Below are 16055 nucleotides of genomic sequence, written 5' to 3'. Positions count from 1 at the left end.
CGGCCAGTCCTACCGAATGAAGGACGCCCAACACCGGAAGGAGAACCCCCAACCAATCTAAGAATCACTGCACGGGGTGGGTACTTTTATCCGGCCACCAGCGGGTACTTCTACTTGGCCATTGACACAGCATCGCGGTGTCGGTGGGGCCGGGGTTGATGCAGTTAAGCCGGATGCCATCGGTGATCAGCGTGGCGGCCCGGGACGCCACCCAGGGCCTTGATCGACTTCTTGGAAAATAGGTATGCACCGACCGCTCCCATCTCGTCATTGGCCAGGCACCACCGCTTGCCCTCATCGAACCCGTCGGTGGACACCAGTTCCATCAGCTGCTTCAGCTCCTTTTGCCACCCCATGGCGGCATTGGACGCGACCACCGCGATCGCACCGCCGGCATGAATCTTGGCAAGACCAGGTCGTCGCCGCGGGTGAGGATCTGATTTGCCTGGGCTACACCGAGCCCCAGCGAACGGGACCCGTCCATCGCCGTGAGGCTGGCCGAGCTCAGTCCGGAGCGGGACTGCCCAAGGGCGTCTTCCAGGTGGTACACGGCGATAAGGAGGCCGTCGACGCCATCATGAACCACTCGAGCATTAAGGTAGTCGGGTTCGTCGGCAGCTCCGACATCGCCCAGACATCTACTCGACCGCCGCCGCCAAGGGTAAGCGTGCACAGTGCTTCGGCGGAGCCAAGAATCACATGATCGTGATGCCCGATGCCGACCTGGATCAGGCCGTCGACGCCCTGATCGGCGCCTGGTACGGCAGCGCGGGTGAGCGGTGCATGGCCATTAGCGTCGCGGTCCCGGTCGGCGAATCGGCCGCGGATCGGTTGCGCGCCAGGCTAGTCGAACGGATCAACAATCTGCGCGTCGGCCATAGCCTCGACCCCCAAAGGCCGATTACGGGCCACTGATCACGTCGGCGGCGTTAGCGCGGGTGAAGGACTACATCGGTCAAGGCATTGCGACAGGCGCCGAAGCCGTGGCCGATGGGCGCGAACTCGTCAGCGATGACCTGACTTTCGATCAGGTGAGCCTGGAAGGCGGCTTCTTCATCGGCCCCACCCTGTTCGACCACGTCACCCCGGACATGTCGATCTACACCGACGAGATCTTCGGGCCGGTGTTGTGCATCGTGCGCGCGCACGACTACGAGGAGGCCCTGCGGCTGCCGTCCGAGCACGAATACTGCAACGGCGTCGCGGTTTTCACCCGCGACGGCGACGCGGCCCGCGACTTCGTCTCCCGCGTGCAGGTCGGCATGGTCGGTGTCAACGTGCCGATCCCGGTGCCGGTGGCCTACCACACCTTCGGCGGCTGGAAGCGGTACGGCTTCGGCGACCTCAACCAGCACGGTCCCTCGTCGATCATCCTCTACACGAAGACCAAGACCATCACCCAGCGGTGGCAGTCGGGCATCAAAGACGGCGCCGAGTTCAGCATCCCCAACATGAAATAGCCTTGACAGGCAACCACTTTCATACCATTCCAGCAGATTTCACACTCCGACGCAGGAGCAGCAGCGAGCGAACCGGTCATCATCGAGGCCGCGATCAACGGTGCGACGTCGAACACCGTGAATCCGAACGTGCCGGTGACAGAAGACGAGATCGTTGCCGACGCACTGTCCTGCTTCGGGGTTGGGGCTGCGATCGTTTCTGCATACCCACTACGACGGTCCAGGCGATCTGGCCGGCTCAACCCGTCGTTTTCACATGGAGTGACCGCCACGGTAGTAGGTAACTGCGGGCTGGGGTTCGCGCCGTGCCGCCCGGGCCGATCATGACGCGCTCGTCGACGTAATGGCCACATCGTTGAGCCCGCCTCGCCAATCGGGATCGCGACAGGCCTGAACAGCCGCCTAAACATATATTCATTTAAGTAATAAAACCTCTAGACGACTTCGCGGCGCCGTGGGTAGCCTACATGCATGTCAAGCTCAATTCGGTCCTACATCGGCTGAGCAAGTCGATCCGATCAGCGAGGCCAGCACTCGGTCGCAGAGCGTCCGCCGCCCGGCACCGCCGACCACCGCTTTGTGGCTAACAAGGAGGACTTGGACATGCAATATTGGCCGCAGCGCCTGCCTGCCTTGATGGTTGCCGCCGGCGCCCTGCTGAGCATTCCCGTCGCACATGCGGATAACGACAACAACACGCTCATACCGAACAATAAGCGACTCAACGACGGTGTCGTCGCCAACGTCTTCACCGTGCAACATCAAGCTGGCTGCACTAACGACGTGAGAATCAGCCCCCAACTGCAAGCCGCTGCGCAGCGCCACACCCAGGATCTGCTGAACAACCGCGCCCTCGATGGTGATATCGGTTCGGACGGGTCTAGCCCGCAAGACCGCGCTAATGCGGCCGGTTTCCACGGACCGGTGGCAGAGACGGTGGCGATCAATCAGTCAATCGCGATCAGCGGCAACGACTTGATCAACCGGTGGTATCACAACCCCGACGATTTCAAGATCATGTCCAGCTGTGCGAACAGCCAGATGGGGGTGTGGTCGTTGAACAGTCCGGATCGTACCGTTGTGGTTGCGCTATACGGACAGCCGCAAGGCGATCCCTCGGGACGGGGAGCGACACCACTAAATACCGACGGACAGAATATTCCGCTGGATCCCAGTCCCGACTATGACGCCAGCGATGAACTCGAGTTCGGTCTCAACTGGTTCCCGTGGATCCTGAGGGGGGTGTACCCGCCGCCGGGCAATCCTCCGGAGTAGAGCGGGATTCGTCCATCCTTGCGAACCCCCGTCAAAGGCCGCACAGTCAACGCAGTTCGGCCAAAGATAGCTGGCCGCGTTAACAGGCGACTTTGATGGTGAAAGTGTCGGTTGATCTCAAGCTGGGGTTATCGGCGTCAAAGCCCTCGGCCCGTCCGCGGATGGTGTAGGTGTATCCGTGCAGGGTTACCTCGGCGGCGCCCTGGAGGTGTTCGGCGTAGCTGCCGGTGAAGCCGCCCAGATTGTTGATGTTGATCGTTTTGGCGGTCAGAGGACTCTCATTGGACACGAACACGCTGGTGCCTGCCACAGGGTCACCGGCAGTAACCGTAGTTAGCGATCCCATCGGTACGCACTTCACCGCGTGGGTCTCTGGAAGCACATGGCCGTTGATCGTTACCTGCGCGGTTTCCGGGAGCAATGTACCGGGCGCAGGTTCGGCTGCGCGGGACGGTGAGCATGCCCCGACACTGGCTGCCACCACAACGATCGCGGACGCGTTGCGGAACCGCTTCTGCACGAGCGCACCTCATTTCATCTCGCTGTCTTCCCGACTCCGCACTAAGAGCAGCTCGACGCTCGGCAACAGCTTGCTCAGCACCGCGAGCGGCCAGCTAGGTAAAGCAACAGTATCCGACTTTGGTGTCGTGGTCATGGTCGCCGGCTCGTCGTCTCAACGAGGACAACAATGTTGAAGGGTTAGCCGCATACCGTGACTTGATATCGCCGAGGGGTGAGCGAGGCGACGAGCAAGTTCGACGGCGTCTTGGGTAACGGTAACCACTCGTACGAAGGAGGCCGCCAGCAGAACGGCCTTGCTCGGGAAGTAGTAGTAGTAGTAGTAGTACACCGTCGACCGGTGCACGCCTGCGCGCCGGGCGATGTCGCCCATCCGAGTGTGTATAGGCCCCTTATCCGAGTAGCAGGAATCTGCCGGCGAGTCTTCTCCGGATGGCCTCGGGCGACGGCCCTGGACTGGGCGGTCACACCAGCACATTACGGACTCGATGCTTTGCTGCTGATGCGATGCGAGCGGCCCGGCCAGGACTCGCTGGCGGCTTAGCTGCGCTGCGAGAGGTCGGCGGCACACTCGTGGCGCACCATCGCCGGCTTCGGAAGGTGAGGCTGCACAGCCTCACGCGGCTGTTCGGAATCCGGCGATGAGGACAAGCCCGCACGCGGAGGAGCGAGGCTATACCCAGCCAGTTAACCGGGTAGCAACTGTCCGGCACCGCGCCTGACTCACCGCGGCTCAGCAGTGCAGAGTTCGCTTGAGATTCTTGCAGCAATGCCTCTAATAATGCGCCAACGATACAAACCGATATATAGATAACTATTTAGCTTTACCCATCACTTCGATCGGCCGCTTTTGTGTGCTGGCTCAAGGTCCTCGCGCGACAGAGCATTCCTCAGGCCTGAGGCCAGAGTCGGATAGAGCGATTAATTCTCATGGCTGCGGGGGTCGGTGTCGATCGATGGTGGTATGCCCCGCATAATCAGGTTTGGCACACTAGGAGGAGTAAAGCTCGCGCTGACGCTAGAAAGTTCGTAGCCCACCGTTGTGCGTAAGCGCAGCTCAGGACCCTTTCGATGGATCGACGCACCCTGCGGGGTCTCAGCGATAACGACGCTGGAGACGGGCCGGTGTGCACTCAATCCGGCTCAGCGGCGGGCTGTCACGGTGGAAATGCAAGGGATGCGTCGCCGCTTCTCTGACCTGATTTACGTCACGACCCCTTTATTATCTCAACTATTTCGAGTTACGCGATAAGGCCACCGAGCGACGCATCTGAGCTCATTGCAAAAAGCCAGTACTTAGCGTCCAGCTCATAAATCTGTGAGGGTGGTAACCAGAAATATATCTGCCGATATCACAATTTCACCCGTCAAGCATAATTCGTAATTAATAGCTTAATCAGCTAGCCGAGAGCAAACTTTCTGACGTCGGACTGGTCGCGATGCGCGTGCGCCTGGCGCGTCGGCCGCCCGGCCGGTTGGACGCGGACGATCAGCCATCTCGCAAGATAACTACGAGGTCTAGTAGGTACTATGCTGTTCGGCGAGGTGTGGCGAACCCAGCCGGCGGCGGCGCCGCGAGCGCGGGTATTGCGACATCTCAGCAAAAATCGTTGGAAGTCGCAGCAAACCACCATCGATGCGCCGACGCCACAAAGCGGGTTCGTCCAAAATGGATGTTTGTCGATGTTGCTTTGCCTTAATGTAATGGTGTAGCGTCCCGCTGTGCTCTGGGCCACAGCGCTCGAAAGGCAAGCAGCACGTCATACCGCTGCGGGGAGGATTCATCGTCTAATGTCGGCTCTGACTGGTTACAAACGAGTGCGCTAGTGGTGGCGACGGACACAGAACCTATTACTGCCTCGACCGACGCGCCGGCGCGGGCTAAGGCGTCCCCGGGCGCTACTGCCTGGACGGCCTCTGCTGGCAAGCCGTTACGCGAGATCGGCAGCTTCTTCGGGTTGTCGCTCGAGATCCTGGCGCAGGTGGTCCGTCCACCCTTCGCCTGGCGTGAGTTCGTCCATCAGGCCTGGTTCGTCGCTCGAGTGTCGGCCACCCCGGCCGTCTTCTTGGCGATCCCGTTCAATACTCTCGCCGTGTTCATCATTAACGTCCTGCTGGTCGAAATCGGCGCTGCCGACGCCTCGGGAACTGGCTCCGCGCTAGCCGCCGTCGTATACCTCGGCCCGATAACGGCGGTGTTGGTAGTCGCCGGTACCGGCGCGACCGCAATGTGTGCCGACCTGGGCGCTCGCACCATTCGCGAAGAAGTCGACGCCATGCGCGTGATGGGAATCGACCCGGTGCAACGGCTTCTGGTGCCCAGGGTGCTGGCGTTGGGGCTCAACGGGTTGGTATTGAACGCCATCATCACCATCGTGGGCTTGGTAACCGAATATTTGTTCTCGGTCTACTTTCAGCACATCAACCCGGGCTCTTACATGGCGAGCCTTACCCTGCTCGTTGGCCTGACCGACGTGGTCATCGCCTTCGCCAAGGCGCTGCTGTTCGGCCTAGTTGCCGGTTTCATTGCTTGCTACAAGGGCGTTAGCGTGGGCGGCGGTCCGCAAGGCGTCGGCAACGCGGTGAACGAAACCGTGGTGTACACCTTTATGGCGTTGTTCGTGATCAATGTGGTGCTGACCGCTGTTACAACGAAGGCGACGACGTGACCGCCATCCCAGCGGCACATCGGCTGCCGCGGCTGGCGAAGGGCGTGCGCGGTTTTGCTGACGGATGGAACCGGCTCGGAAGCCAGACCGCGTTCTACGTCAAAGCCCTCGGCTTGGTCTGGGAGGCTATGGCCCGCTACAAGGTGGAGACGCTGCGCCTGATCGCCAACATGAGTTTGGGCGTGGGCGCTCTGGCCATCATCGGCGGCACCGTGGTAATCGTCACCACCTTGACGATGTCAACTGGTGGACTCGTCGGCATCCAGCTATACCGATCGTTATCCGATGTCGGGGTGCAGGCATTGAGCGGTTTCGCGTCCGCCTACATCAACACCCGTATCAGCTCGCCGCTGATCGCCGATATCGGCTTGGCTGCCACAATTGGCGCCGGTGCCACCGCACAGCTGGGCGCCATGCGGATCAACGAGGAGATCGACGCGCTCGAGGTGATGGGCATCCGCACGATCGCCTACCTGGCCTCGACTCGGGTGTTGGCGGGCGTAGTTGTCGTCGTTCCGCTGTGGTGTATGGCGGCGCTGTCGGGATTTCTGGCCACGCGCATGCTAGTGATCTTCATCTACGGACAGCCTCCGGGCGTATATGACCACTATTTCCACACTTATCTGCAACCAACAGACCTCATTTGGTCGTTGATGCAAGTGATCGCCTCTGCGGTAACGATCATGCTGGTGCACACCTATTACGGTTTCAACGCCTCGGGCGGGCCGGCGGGCGTCGGTGAGGCGGTCGGTCGTGCTGTGCGCACGTCACTGATCGTGGCGGTGGCGGTGACGTTGGCGGTGGCGCTGGCCGCCTACGGTGTTTCCGGCAACTTCCACCTGTCCGGGTAGCGGCGATGAAGAGCAAACGGCGCGAGGCGGGCCTGCACCCGGCGATCTGGACATTTGTCCTCTTGGCGTCGATCGCCGCGCTGATCGCGCTGACGGTCGGCGCCTTCAACAGGGACTTCAGGCCCTACGCTCGGGTGACGCTGGCGTCTGACCGGGCGGGACTGGTGATGGAGCCCGGCGCCAAAGTGAAGATGCGTGGGGTCCAGGTCGGCCGGGTCGCGTCAATCCAGCCGGGCGATCCAGTGAAGTTGCAATTGGAGCTCTACCCGGAGCAACTCAAATACATTCCGGCCAACGTCACCGCCGAAATCACCGCCCCCACGGCGTTCGGCGCCAAGGACGTCGAACTGCTAGCGCCGGCCCAGCCGAGCGCGCGACGGCTGGCGGCCGGGGCAGTGGTGAAATCCGGAAATGTGAGTGTCGAGGTAAACACTGTGTTCCAGAACCTCGTTGCTGTGCTGAACCAGGTGGACGTCCCGAAATTGAACGCGGTGCTCACCGCGCTCGCCGACGGATTTCGCGGCAAGGGTGAAGCGATCGGCGAGGCCACCACCGATCTCAACCAGGTCCTGATGGCGATCAATCCGCGCAGTGAGACGATCCGTGCCGACTACCGCGCCCTCAAAGGCTTCAGTGACACTTACGGCGCGGCAGCAAGCAACATCGTGACGGTGCTGGGTGCCGTCAGCACCACCAGCACCACCATCACCGACAACGCAAAACAACTCGACTCATTGCTGCTCGACGTCAGCGGGCTTTCCCGCGCCGGGACCAATCTGATCGGGCCCAACAAAGACAACTTCGTGCATGGCATCAATCTGCTGGAGTCCACCACGCGCCTACTGATGAAGTACAACCCGGAGTTGACCTGCACGCTGGTCGGCGGGAAAAACGCCCTCGATTTCGGCACACTGAATTCTTCCGGCGGCAGCAATGGATACTCGGAGATCCTGGATGTCGCGCTGCTGCTGGGCAAGGACGCATACCGCTATCCGGACAATCTGCCGGTCACCGACATCAAGGGCGGCCCCGGCGGCGAGCCGGGATGCGGCTCGCTGCCCGATGTTGCCAAGAACTGGCCGCAGCGCTACCTCGTCACGGATTCTGGGTGGGGCACCGGAGTAGATGTGCGACCCAACCCCGGTATCGGCTTCCCGGGTTACGTCGACTACTTCCCCGTCACCAGGGGAACCCCACAACCGCCCAGCATCCGCCATCCGGCGGGTCCGGCGCCTGGTCCCATCCCGTACCCGGGAGCACCCCCCTACGGTGCGCAGCTATACGCCCCGGACGGAACACCGCTGTATCCCGGTCTGCCGCCGGCGCCGCCGCCGGGCAGGCCGCGAGAACCCGGCCCTCCGCCGGCGGGTTCCGAACCGTTCGTGCCGCCAGTGCCGGCCGGCGTGCAAGCAACTTGCGGAGTACTCAATCAGCAATGCGTACCGCCGCCGCCAGCCCCCTGAGCCTTGACGGCCGAAGGCGAGAGGCAAGAGAAGCCATTAGAGGAAGGCAGATATGCGAGAGAATTTGGTAGGCGTCACGTGGCGCCTCGCCATCTACTTGGTCGTGTGCCTGGTCGGCGCGTTTGCGCTGGTCGCCGTCTTCGGCCAATTGCGCTTTCAGTCGGAACAGAGCTATCGGGCCGTTTTCGCGAACGTGTCCGGGCTAGAAGGTGGGAATTTCGTCCGCGTCGCCGGCGTCGAGGTCGGCAAGGTCAAAAACATCACCATCCAGCCCGATTCGACCGTGCTCGTGGAGTTCTCCGCCGCTAACTCGGTAATCCTCACCGAGGGCACCAGGGCCGCCATCCGCTTCGCGGACCTCATCGGGGGCAGATACGTGGCACTTGAGGAGGGCGCCGGGGGAGTAAACAGACTTCATCCGGGAGGAACCATTCCACTGAGCCGCACCGAGCCGGCGCTGGACCTCGACGCGCTGATCGGTGGTTTCCGGCCGCTGTTCCGCGCGCTCGACCCTGACCAAGTGAACAAGCTGACCGGCCAACTGATCGCGGCCTTTCAGGGTCAGGGCGGCACGATTGGTTCATTTCTCACCCAGGCTGCGGCCCTCACAAACACGCTGGCCGACCGGGATCAACTGATCGGTCAAGTCGTCACCAACTTGAACTCCCTGCTCGGTTCGCTCAGCGGGCAGAGCAAGCAGTTCGCCAAGGCGGTCGACTCACTATCTGAACTGGTCGCAGGCCTCGAGGCCCGCAAGCAGGACATCAGCAACGGGGTGGCATACGCCAACGCGGCTGCAGGGTCGATCGCCGATCTGTTGTCGCAGGCCCGCCCGCCGCTGAAAAAGGTTGTGGCTGAGACGAATCGGACCGCCGAAACCGTGCTCGCCGATCGCGATTTCTTCGACAACTATCTCAACGCCTGGCCCGATGCATTCAAAATCCTCAATCGACAGGGCCTAACTGGTGACTGGTTCAGCTTCTATCTGTGCGATGTCGTGCTGAAGGTCAACGGCAAAGGGGGCCAACCGGTGTATATCAAGGTCGTCGGCCAGTCCACCGGGAGGTGCACGCCGCGATGAAATCCTTTTCCGAACGTAACCCGCTCCGCATTGGCGCCATCGGACTCGGCATCACCTTTGCTCTCATGCTGATATCGCTGAACTACGACAAGCTGCCGTTCTTCAACACAGGCAAGACCTACTCGGCGTATTTCGCCGAGGCCGGCGGCCTGGCGCCCGGCAACGCTGTTCAGGTGTCGGGTTTCCGGGTAGGTCAAGTCTCGAGCGTCGAGCTGGACGGACCGCGGGTGCTGGTTAAGTTCCATGTCGCCGGCGACGTGCGGCTCGGTGATCGCACCGAGGCAGCAATTAAATTGAAGACCTTACTCGGCAGCAAGGTCCTCGAGGTCACTCCACGCGGAGACGGAAAACTGACCGGTCCCATACCGCTCGACCGGACCAGGCCGGCCTATCAATTGCCTGACGCGCTGGGCGATCTCACGACAACCATCAGCGGGTTGAATACCGACCAACTATCCAACTCGCTGGCCGTGCTGTCCGACACCTTCGCCGATACCCCACCCGACCTGAAGGCGGCGGTGCAGGGGCTGGCGAGGTTCTCCCAGACACTGGACCAACGCGACGCCCAGCTGCGAAACCTGTTGAGTAACGCCAACAAAGCGACGAAGGTGCTCGCCGAACGCAGCGACGAAGTCGTCAACCTGGTCGCCAACACCAACGCCCTTTTGGCGCAACTGAAAAGCCAGAGCAGCGCACTGGACCAGATCTCCAGCAATCTCTCCGCGGTGGCCCGCCAGGTAAAGGGTTTCATCGCCGAGAACCGCGACACCCTCAAGCCGGCGCTGGACAGGCTCAACCAGGTATTAGGAATCGTCGACAACCGCAAAGAACGCGTGCAGAAGGCGCTCACGGGGCTGAACAGCTTTTCGTTGAGGCTTGGCGAAACGGTGTCGGCCGCCCCGTTCTACAAGGCTTACGTCGCTAACCTGTTGCCCGGGCAGTTCGTCCAACCGTTCATCGACGCGGCCTTCTCCGACCTGGGCCTGGATCCGAACGTGCTGCTGCCCACTCAGCGCGCCGACCCGGAGGTCGGCCAGCCGGGAACACCGCCGCTGCCGGTACCCTTCCCGCGGACCGGCCAGGGCGGGGAACCGCGCATGACCATCCCGGACGCCATCACGGGTAACCCCAGTGACCATCCGTGTGGTCTGCCCGGTGCGGCATTGCCCGGTCCCGGCTGCTACCCGTACCGGGAGCCACCACCGGCACCACCACCCGGCGGCCCGCCGCCAGGACCGCCCGCGCCTCCGAATCCGCAGCCGGTTCAGGGCGGTGGACAGTGAATTCACGCAACGCCAAGATCGGCTTGGCCTTCGCGCTGGTCCTGTTGCTGATCGGCGGCATCGTGACGGCGGTAAGGTCGGTCAGCGGTATTGGCCGCACCACTGTCACCGGCTACTTCGCGGATAGCACCGGGCTCTACAACGGGGATGACGTCGTTATTCTCGGCGTCCGCGTCGGCAAGATCGAGAAGATCGAACCACAGCCCAGCCGTGTCAAGATCACCTTCTGGTACCACGGCAAATACAAGGTGCCCGCCGACGCCAAGGCCGTGATCTTGTCACCGTCCCTGGTGACACCTCGATCCATCCAGTTGACACCCGCCTACACGGGTGGTCCGGTGATGGCCACCGGCGCGGTAATCCCGCAGGTTCGCACCGCTGTTCCGGTGGAATACGACGACTTGCGCCAGCAACTCGAGAAGCTGACGCAGACGCTGCAGCCCGCCGAACCGGGCGGCACCAGCACTTTGGGGGCATTTATCAACACCGCCGCCGACAACTTGCGTGGCCAAGGCCCAGATATCCGTGACACCCTCATCAAGCTGTCACAGGCGATATCGGCGATCGGCGACCACAGCAACGACCTGTTCTCCACCGTGAAGAACTTGTCGATCCTGGTCTCCGCGCTGCATGACAGCAGCGACCTGCTGCGTCACCTGAACCAGAACCTGGCCGCGGTGACCAACCTGTTGGCCAACGACCCAAATGAGGTCGGAAATGCGGTTCGCGATCTCAACGAGGTGGCCGATGACGTCCGAAACTTTGTGGCCGATAACCGGGAGACCCTGGGTGACACCTCCGACAAGCTGGCGTCGGTGTCACAGGCGCTCAACGCGAGCCTCGACGACGTCAAACAAGTTCTGCATGTCGCGCCGACAGCCTTTCAAAACTTCCTTAACATCTATCAGCCCGCCCAGGGCGCGTTGACCGGTTCGCTGGCGGTGAACCAATTCGCCAACCCGATCCAATTCCTCTGCAGTGCGGTAGAGGCGGCCTCGCGGCGCGGTGGCAAAGAGTCAGCGAAACTCTGTGTGCAGTACCTGGCGCCGATCATCAAGAACCGTCAATACAACTTCCCGCCGCTGGCCGAGAACCTTTTCGTCGGAACCACCGCGCGCCCCAACGAAATAACTTATAGCGAGGACTGGCTGCGGCCCGATTATGTTCCCCCGCGGTCAGCAGAGCCCACCGGCCCCGCCAACCCCGCGCCGGCAAACACCCCACCGGGGTCCCCACCCTCGCCACCAGCGCCGGCGGCACCGCCGGCGCCCGCCCAACCAGTAGCCACCAACCCGGCCGCCGGCCTGCGCGGGATGATGGTGCCGTCCGGAGGTGGACAGTGATCCGATCAGGGCGCGTGTCGCGAGCAGCCGTAGGGCTGGCGGCGGCACTTGTGGTGGCGGCACTCTCCGGCTGCGGGTTCCGCGGGGCGAACTCGTTTCCGTTGCCGGGAACTCAGGGCGGTGGGCCGGGTTCGTACACCGTCCAAGCGCAGATGCCCGACGTGCAGAATCTGGAACGGAATTCCCGGGTCCGGGTCAACGATGTCACCGTCGGCAAGGTGACGAACATCGAGCTTCAGAACTGGCATGCACTGGTCACCATGACGATCAACGGTGATGTCAACCTGCCCGCCAACGCGACCGCCACGGTCGGGCAGACCAGCCTGCTGGGTTCGGTGCACGTCGAATTGGCGCCACCCGCTGGGGTCCCGCCTCAAGGCAAGCTCAAAAACGGGTCAATGATCCCGATGTCGTCAGCGGGCACCTATCCATCAACCGAAAGGACATTGGCCGCGGTTTCGTTGGTGCTCAACGGCGGCGGCCTAGGGCAGATCCAGGACATCACCAAGTCTTTAAGCACTGCTTTCACCGGCCGCGAGGCGGACCTGAGGAGCCTGCTCGGGCAACTCGATAAGTTCGTCGGGTACCTCAACGACCAAAAAGACGACATTATCGCCGCAACGGAAAGCTTGAACAACCTAACTGGTCAATTCGCCGACCAGAAGCCGGTGATCGACAAAGCGTTGAAGACCATACCGGGCGCATTGACCGTGCTGAAAGACGAGCGGACCGCCCTCGCCGATGCGCTCGGTGACGTCAGCAGATTCGGCGCACTTGCCGCTGACTCAGTCAACAAGACCAAGGAAAACCTGGTCAAGGAGCTGAGGGATCTCGGCCCGGTGCTGCAGTCACTGGCCGATGCCGGGCCGGCGCTGACCCGTGCACTGGACTTCTACGGGACCTTCCCGTTCCCCACGAGCACACTCAGCAAATGGATGCGCGGCGACTATGCCAACCTGACAGCCGTCATCGACCTGACGCTGAGCCGGCTGGACGCGTCCTTTTTCACCGGTACCCGGTTCGAGTGCAATCTGACCGAGCTGGAACTGCAGTGGGGGCGCACCATCGGCCAGATGCCCAGCCCCTGTACTGGTGGCGGCCCATACAATCCCGGGAACCCACTGGTTGTTCCCTACCACTTCGACCAGGGGCGCTGACATCGTGCTCACTAGGCGAATAAAAATCCAGCTGATCGTTTTCGCGGTGGTCAGCCTGACCGCGGGCACCATCATGTTTTTCAACTACATGCAGATCCCGACGACGTTCTTTGGGGTCGACCGCTACACCGTGACGGTGCAGCTGCCCGAGGCTGGCGGCCTATATCCGGGCGGCAACGTCACCTACCGAGGCGTCGAAGTGGGCCGGGTGCGCGACGTGCGCCTAACCAGTAGCGGCGCCGAGGCGGAGCTCCAGTTGGACTCGGATGTCCACATCCCAGCCGACCTCAGCGCCCAGGTGCACAGCGTGTCCGCAGTCGGCGAGCAATATGTCGAGTTGCTGCCACGCACCGGGAACGGCCCGTCGTTGAAATCTGGCGATGTGATCCCGGCAGACCGTACCTACGTTCCGCCGAACCTCAACTCGCTGCTGCAGGCGACCAATCGTGGCCTGAGCGTGATCCCGCGCGACAACCTCAAAACGGTGGTCGACGAATCGTATGCGGCGGTGGGCGGCCTCGGCCCGGAGCTTTCCCGGCTGGTGAATGGCACCTCGAAGCTCGCGATCGACAGCCGCGAGAACCTCGACGCGCTCGTGACCCTGATCGACGGATCAAAGCCCCTGCTGGACAGCCAGATTCAGTCGTCGGACGCCGTGCACGCCTGGGCCGCCCATCTGGCGACCATCACGTCGCAGCTTCGAGACAACGACTCCGCGGTCAGGGGCGTGCTTCACAAGGGCGGCCCAGCGGCCGCCGAGGCCCGGCAGCTGTTCGACCGGTTGAACCCCACGTTGCCGATCGTGCTGGCCAATCTGGTGAGTATCGGGCAGGTGGGGGTCACCTATCGGGACGACCTGGAAGCTGTCCTGGTGGAGCTGCCGCAGGGGGCGGCCGACGTCCAAGCGACCGGGGTTCCCAATAGGAACACCAAACAGCCTTACCTGGGTGGCTACCTCAGCTTCAATCTGAATCTCAACTGGCCGCCGCCGTGCACCACCGGGTTCCTGCCGCCCCAGCAGCAGCGGGCCGCCAGCTACGAGGACTACCCGGATCCGCCCAAAGGCGACCTATATTGCCGGGTACCGCAGGACTCGCTGCTCGACGTGCGCGGTGCGCGCAATCTGCCGTGCGAGACGCGTCCAGGCAAGCGCGCTCCGACCGTGAAGCTGTGCGAAAGCGACGAGACGTACGTTCCCCTGAACGACGGCTTCATTTGGAAGGGCGATCCCAACGCGACGTACACCGGTCAAGCTGTCCCCCAGCTTCGGCCGGGAGACGAGCCGCCCGGGCAGGCCCCGCCACCGTCGCCGCCCGGTCCGGCGCCACCGCCGATCGCGGCCGTCCAATACGACCCAGCCACCGGCATGTACGTTGGGCCAGACGGGCACATGTACAGCCAGACTGATCTGGCCCATGGGGCTACCAAGGAGAAAACATGGCAGAGCATGCTGATACCTCCCAAGAGGAACTGAGCGAAACGGGCCAGGCAGGGACAACCCCCGCATCCGTCCACACCGACGAGGGTTCATCGGATGTGCCTGACCCGGCCACCTCGAACGAGACGAGCGCCGAGGCGGCGCCTCCCTCGGTGGAGGCGGCGGAGGGTCTGACCGACGAGGCCGACGACTACGACGCCGCGGTTGATGACGGAGTCGCCGACGCCCCGGAAGACGCTGCACCGGAAAAGGAGCGGGCGTCGCCGTTAAGGCTGGCCGCCATATGGGGGTTGGTCACAGTTGCTTCTTTGGGGGGTTTGGCCGGTTGGTTCGGGTTTCGGCTGCATCAGTCGCACCAGGCCCAAGAACAACGTGCGCTATTGGTTCAGGTTGCAAGACAAGGGGCGCTGAACCTGACCACAATCGATTGGCAGCACGCCGACGGCGACATAAAGCGCATCCTGGACTCGGCGACAGGCACTTTCTACGACGATTTTTCCAATCGATCGAAACCCTTCATCGAGGTCGTCAAGAAAGCGCAATCGAAGTCGGTAGGAACAATCACCGAGTCGGGTTTGGAGTCGCAATCGGGCAGCGAAGCGCAAGTGCTGGTTGCCGTGTCCGTTAAAACATCGAACCTCGGTGCAGCCGATCAGGATCCGCGGCATTGGCGAATGCGAATCACCGTGCAAAAAGTTGGAAGCGATGCGAAAGTCTCCAACGTCTCATTCGTGCCATGAGGAATTTGCAGGTCGGCAAGCATCGAGTGCTAAGCCTACGAGCCAGAAGGGGAACCACCGCTGTGCCGGTCGAAATTGATTCCGCCACCGAGCAAGACGAAGCGATTGCCGCCGGCGAGACCACCGACCAGGCCGCAAGCGCAACAAGCGAACCTCAGGGGCTCGATGAGACCCACGACTCGGGCGAAACAAAAGACCTTCCTCAGTCAGGGGAAGCGTCGGTCAAGGATGAGGATACTGAAGCCGAAGACGCGAAAGACGTTGAGCTCCCAGTACGTAAGCGCAGAGTTAAATGGTCCCGAGTATTGGTATTCGGGGTGCTGCCCGTGTTGGCATTGCTGATCGCAGCGGCCGCCGGCTTCTTAAAGTGGCAGGATGCATGGGTCCGTAACTCTGGGACCGCTGGCATCGAGTCCGTTGCAGCGGCAAAGGAATCCACCGTTGCGCTACTGTCCTACCAGCCCGACAGCGTCGAAAAGGACCTGGGGGCCGCCCGCGACCGGCTGACCGGAAAGTTCAAAGACTCCTACACACAATTGGTCCAGGACGTGGTGATACCGGGTGCCAAGAAAGACCACATCTCGGCGATCGCCACCGTTCCCGCCGCCGCCTCAGTGTCGGCGACACCAAACCACGCGGTCGCTCTGGTGTATGTAGACCAGACTGTGGCCGTCGGCAACGACGCGCCCACGGACACCTCATCGACCGTCCGGGTGACGATGGACAAGATCGGAAACCGGTGGCTGATTTCGTCATTCGACCCAGTTTGAGGCCGG

General features: G+C 62.2%; 13 protein-coding genes and 1 pseudogene. 12 read left to right on the top strand and 2 right to left on the bottom strand.

The features are described 5' to 3' along the window. Positions 1-164: 164 nt before the first annotated feature. A complete protein-coding gene (locus tag BRW65_RS15345) occupies positions 165-356 on the bottom strand; it encodes a hypothetical protein (RefSeq protein WP_244168098.1) in 192 nt (63 codons plus the stop codon). A 105-nt stretch (positions 357-461) separates the two neighbouring features. Here BRW65_RS15345 and BRW65_RS15340 point away from each other — a divergent pair. Both BRW65_RS15340 and BRW65_RS15330 read left to right on the top strand, forming a co-directional pair. After that, positions 462-1460, top strand: a pseudogene (locus BRW65_RS15340) (aldehyde dehydrogenase family protein); the annotation flags it as partial. Positions 1461-2063: 603 nt separating this feature from the next. Continuing rightward, a complete protein-coding gene (locus BRW65_RS15330) occupies positions 2064-2735 on the top strand; it encodes a CAP domain-containing protein (protein ID WP_073875945.1) in 672 nt (223 codons plus the stop codon). A 79-nt stretch (positions 2736-2814) separates the two neighbouring features. Here the strand turns inward: BRW65_RS15330 and BRW65_RS15325 are convergent, their stop codons facing one another. Further along, positions 2815-3255, bottom strand: coding sequence for a lipoprotein LpqH (locus tag BRW65_RS15325; RefSeq protein WP_073875912.1), 441 nt, complete (start codon positions 3253-3255; stop codon positions 2815-2817). A 1939-nt stretch (positions 3256-5194) separates the two neighbouring features. Between BRW65_RS15325 and BRW65_RS15315 the strand changes: the two genes are divergently transcribed. The 10 genes from BRW65_RS15315 (at position 5195) to BRW65_RS15270 (ending at position 16049) form a co-directional block, all read left to right on the top strand. Beyond that, positions 5195-5923, top strand: a complete 729-nt coding sequence (locus tag BRW65_RS15315) for an MlaE family ABC transporter permease (protein ID WP_073875944.1) — start codon at positions 5195-5197, stop codon at positions 5921-5923. Then, positions 5920-6774 carry an ABC transporter permease gene (locus BRW65_RS15310; protein WP_073875910.1) on the top strand — a complete coding sequence of 285 codons (855 nt, stop codon included), beginning with the start codon at positions 5920-5922 and terminating at the stop codon, positions 6772-6774. Before BRW65_RS15315 ends, BRW65_RS15310 begins: the two co-directional genes overlap by 4 nt. Before the next feature lie 5 nt (positions 6775-6779). Beyond that, the gene (locus BRW65_RS15305; RefSeq protein WP_073875908.1) at positions 6780-8237 is read left to right on the top strand and encodes an MCE family protein; all 1458 of its coding nucleotides are present in this window, start codon (positions 6780-6782) and stop codon (positions 8235-8237) included. 52 nt (positions 8238-8289) lie between these two features. Then, positions 8290-9318 carry an MCE family protein gene (locus tag BRW65_RS15300; RefSeq protein WP_073875906.1) on the top strand — a complete coding sequence of 343 codons (1029 nt, stop codon included), beginning with the start codon at positions 8290-8292 and terminating at the stop codon, positions 9316-9318. Continuing rightward, positions 9315-10601 carry an MCE family protein gene (locus tag BRW65_RS15295; RefSeq protein ID WP_051641726.1) on the top strand — a complete coding sequence of 429 codons (1287 nt, stop codon included), beginning with the start codon at positions 9315-9317 and terminating at the stop codon, positions 10599-10601. The genes BRW65_RS15300 and BRW65_RS15295 overlap by 4 nt, the downstream gene beginning before the upstream one ends. Further along, entirely contained in the window at positions 10598-11944 is a 1347-nt protein-coding gene (locus BRW65_RS15290; protein WP_139273121.1) for a virulence factor Mce family protein, read from the top strand. The genes BRW65_RS15295 and BRW65_RS15290 overlap by 4 nt, the downstream gene beginning before the upstream one ends. Positions 11945-11958: 14 nt before the next feature. Next, positions 11959-13101, top strand: coding sequence for a virulence factor Mce family protein (locus tag BRW65_RS15285; protein ID WP_036473653.1), 1143 nt, complete (start codon positions 11959-11961; stop codon positions 13099-13101). A gap of 1 nt (position 13102) precedes the next feature. Then, the gene (locus BRW65_RS15280) at positions 13103-14575 is read left to right on the top strand and encodes an MCE family protein (protein WP_073875938.1); all 1473 of its coding nucleotides are present in this window, start codon (positions 13103-13105) and stop codon (positions 14573-14575) included. After that, entirely contained in the window at positions 14539-15279 is a 741-nt protein-coding gene (locus tag BRW65_RS15275) for an Mce protein (RefSeq protein WP_073875904.1), read from the top strand. The genes BRW65_RS15280 and BRW65_RS15275 overlap by 37 nt, the downstream gene beginning before the upstream one ends. A gap of 62 nt (positions 15280-15341) precedes the next feature. Then, positions 15342-16049: a hypothetical protein gene (locus BRW65_RS15270; RefSeq protein ID WP_073875902.1), complete on the top strand. Its 708-nt coding sequence runs from the start codon at positions 15342-15344 to the stop codon at positions 16047-16049. The last annotated feature ends 6 nt before the right edge of the window (positions 16050-16055 follow it).

Origin of the sequence: Mycobacterium paraffinicum (assembly GCF_001907675.1) — a bacterium.
Classification (GTDB): Bacteria; Actinomycetota; Actinomycetes; order Mycobacteriales; family Mycobacteriaceae; genus Mycobacterium; species Mycobacterium paraffinicum_A.
The sequence above is the reverse complement of the archived record's forward strand: the minus strand, read 5'-3'. Positions and strand labels throughout refer to the sequence as shown.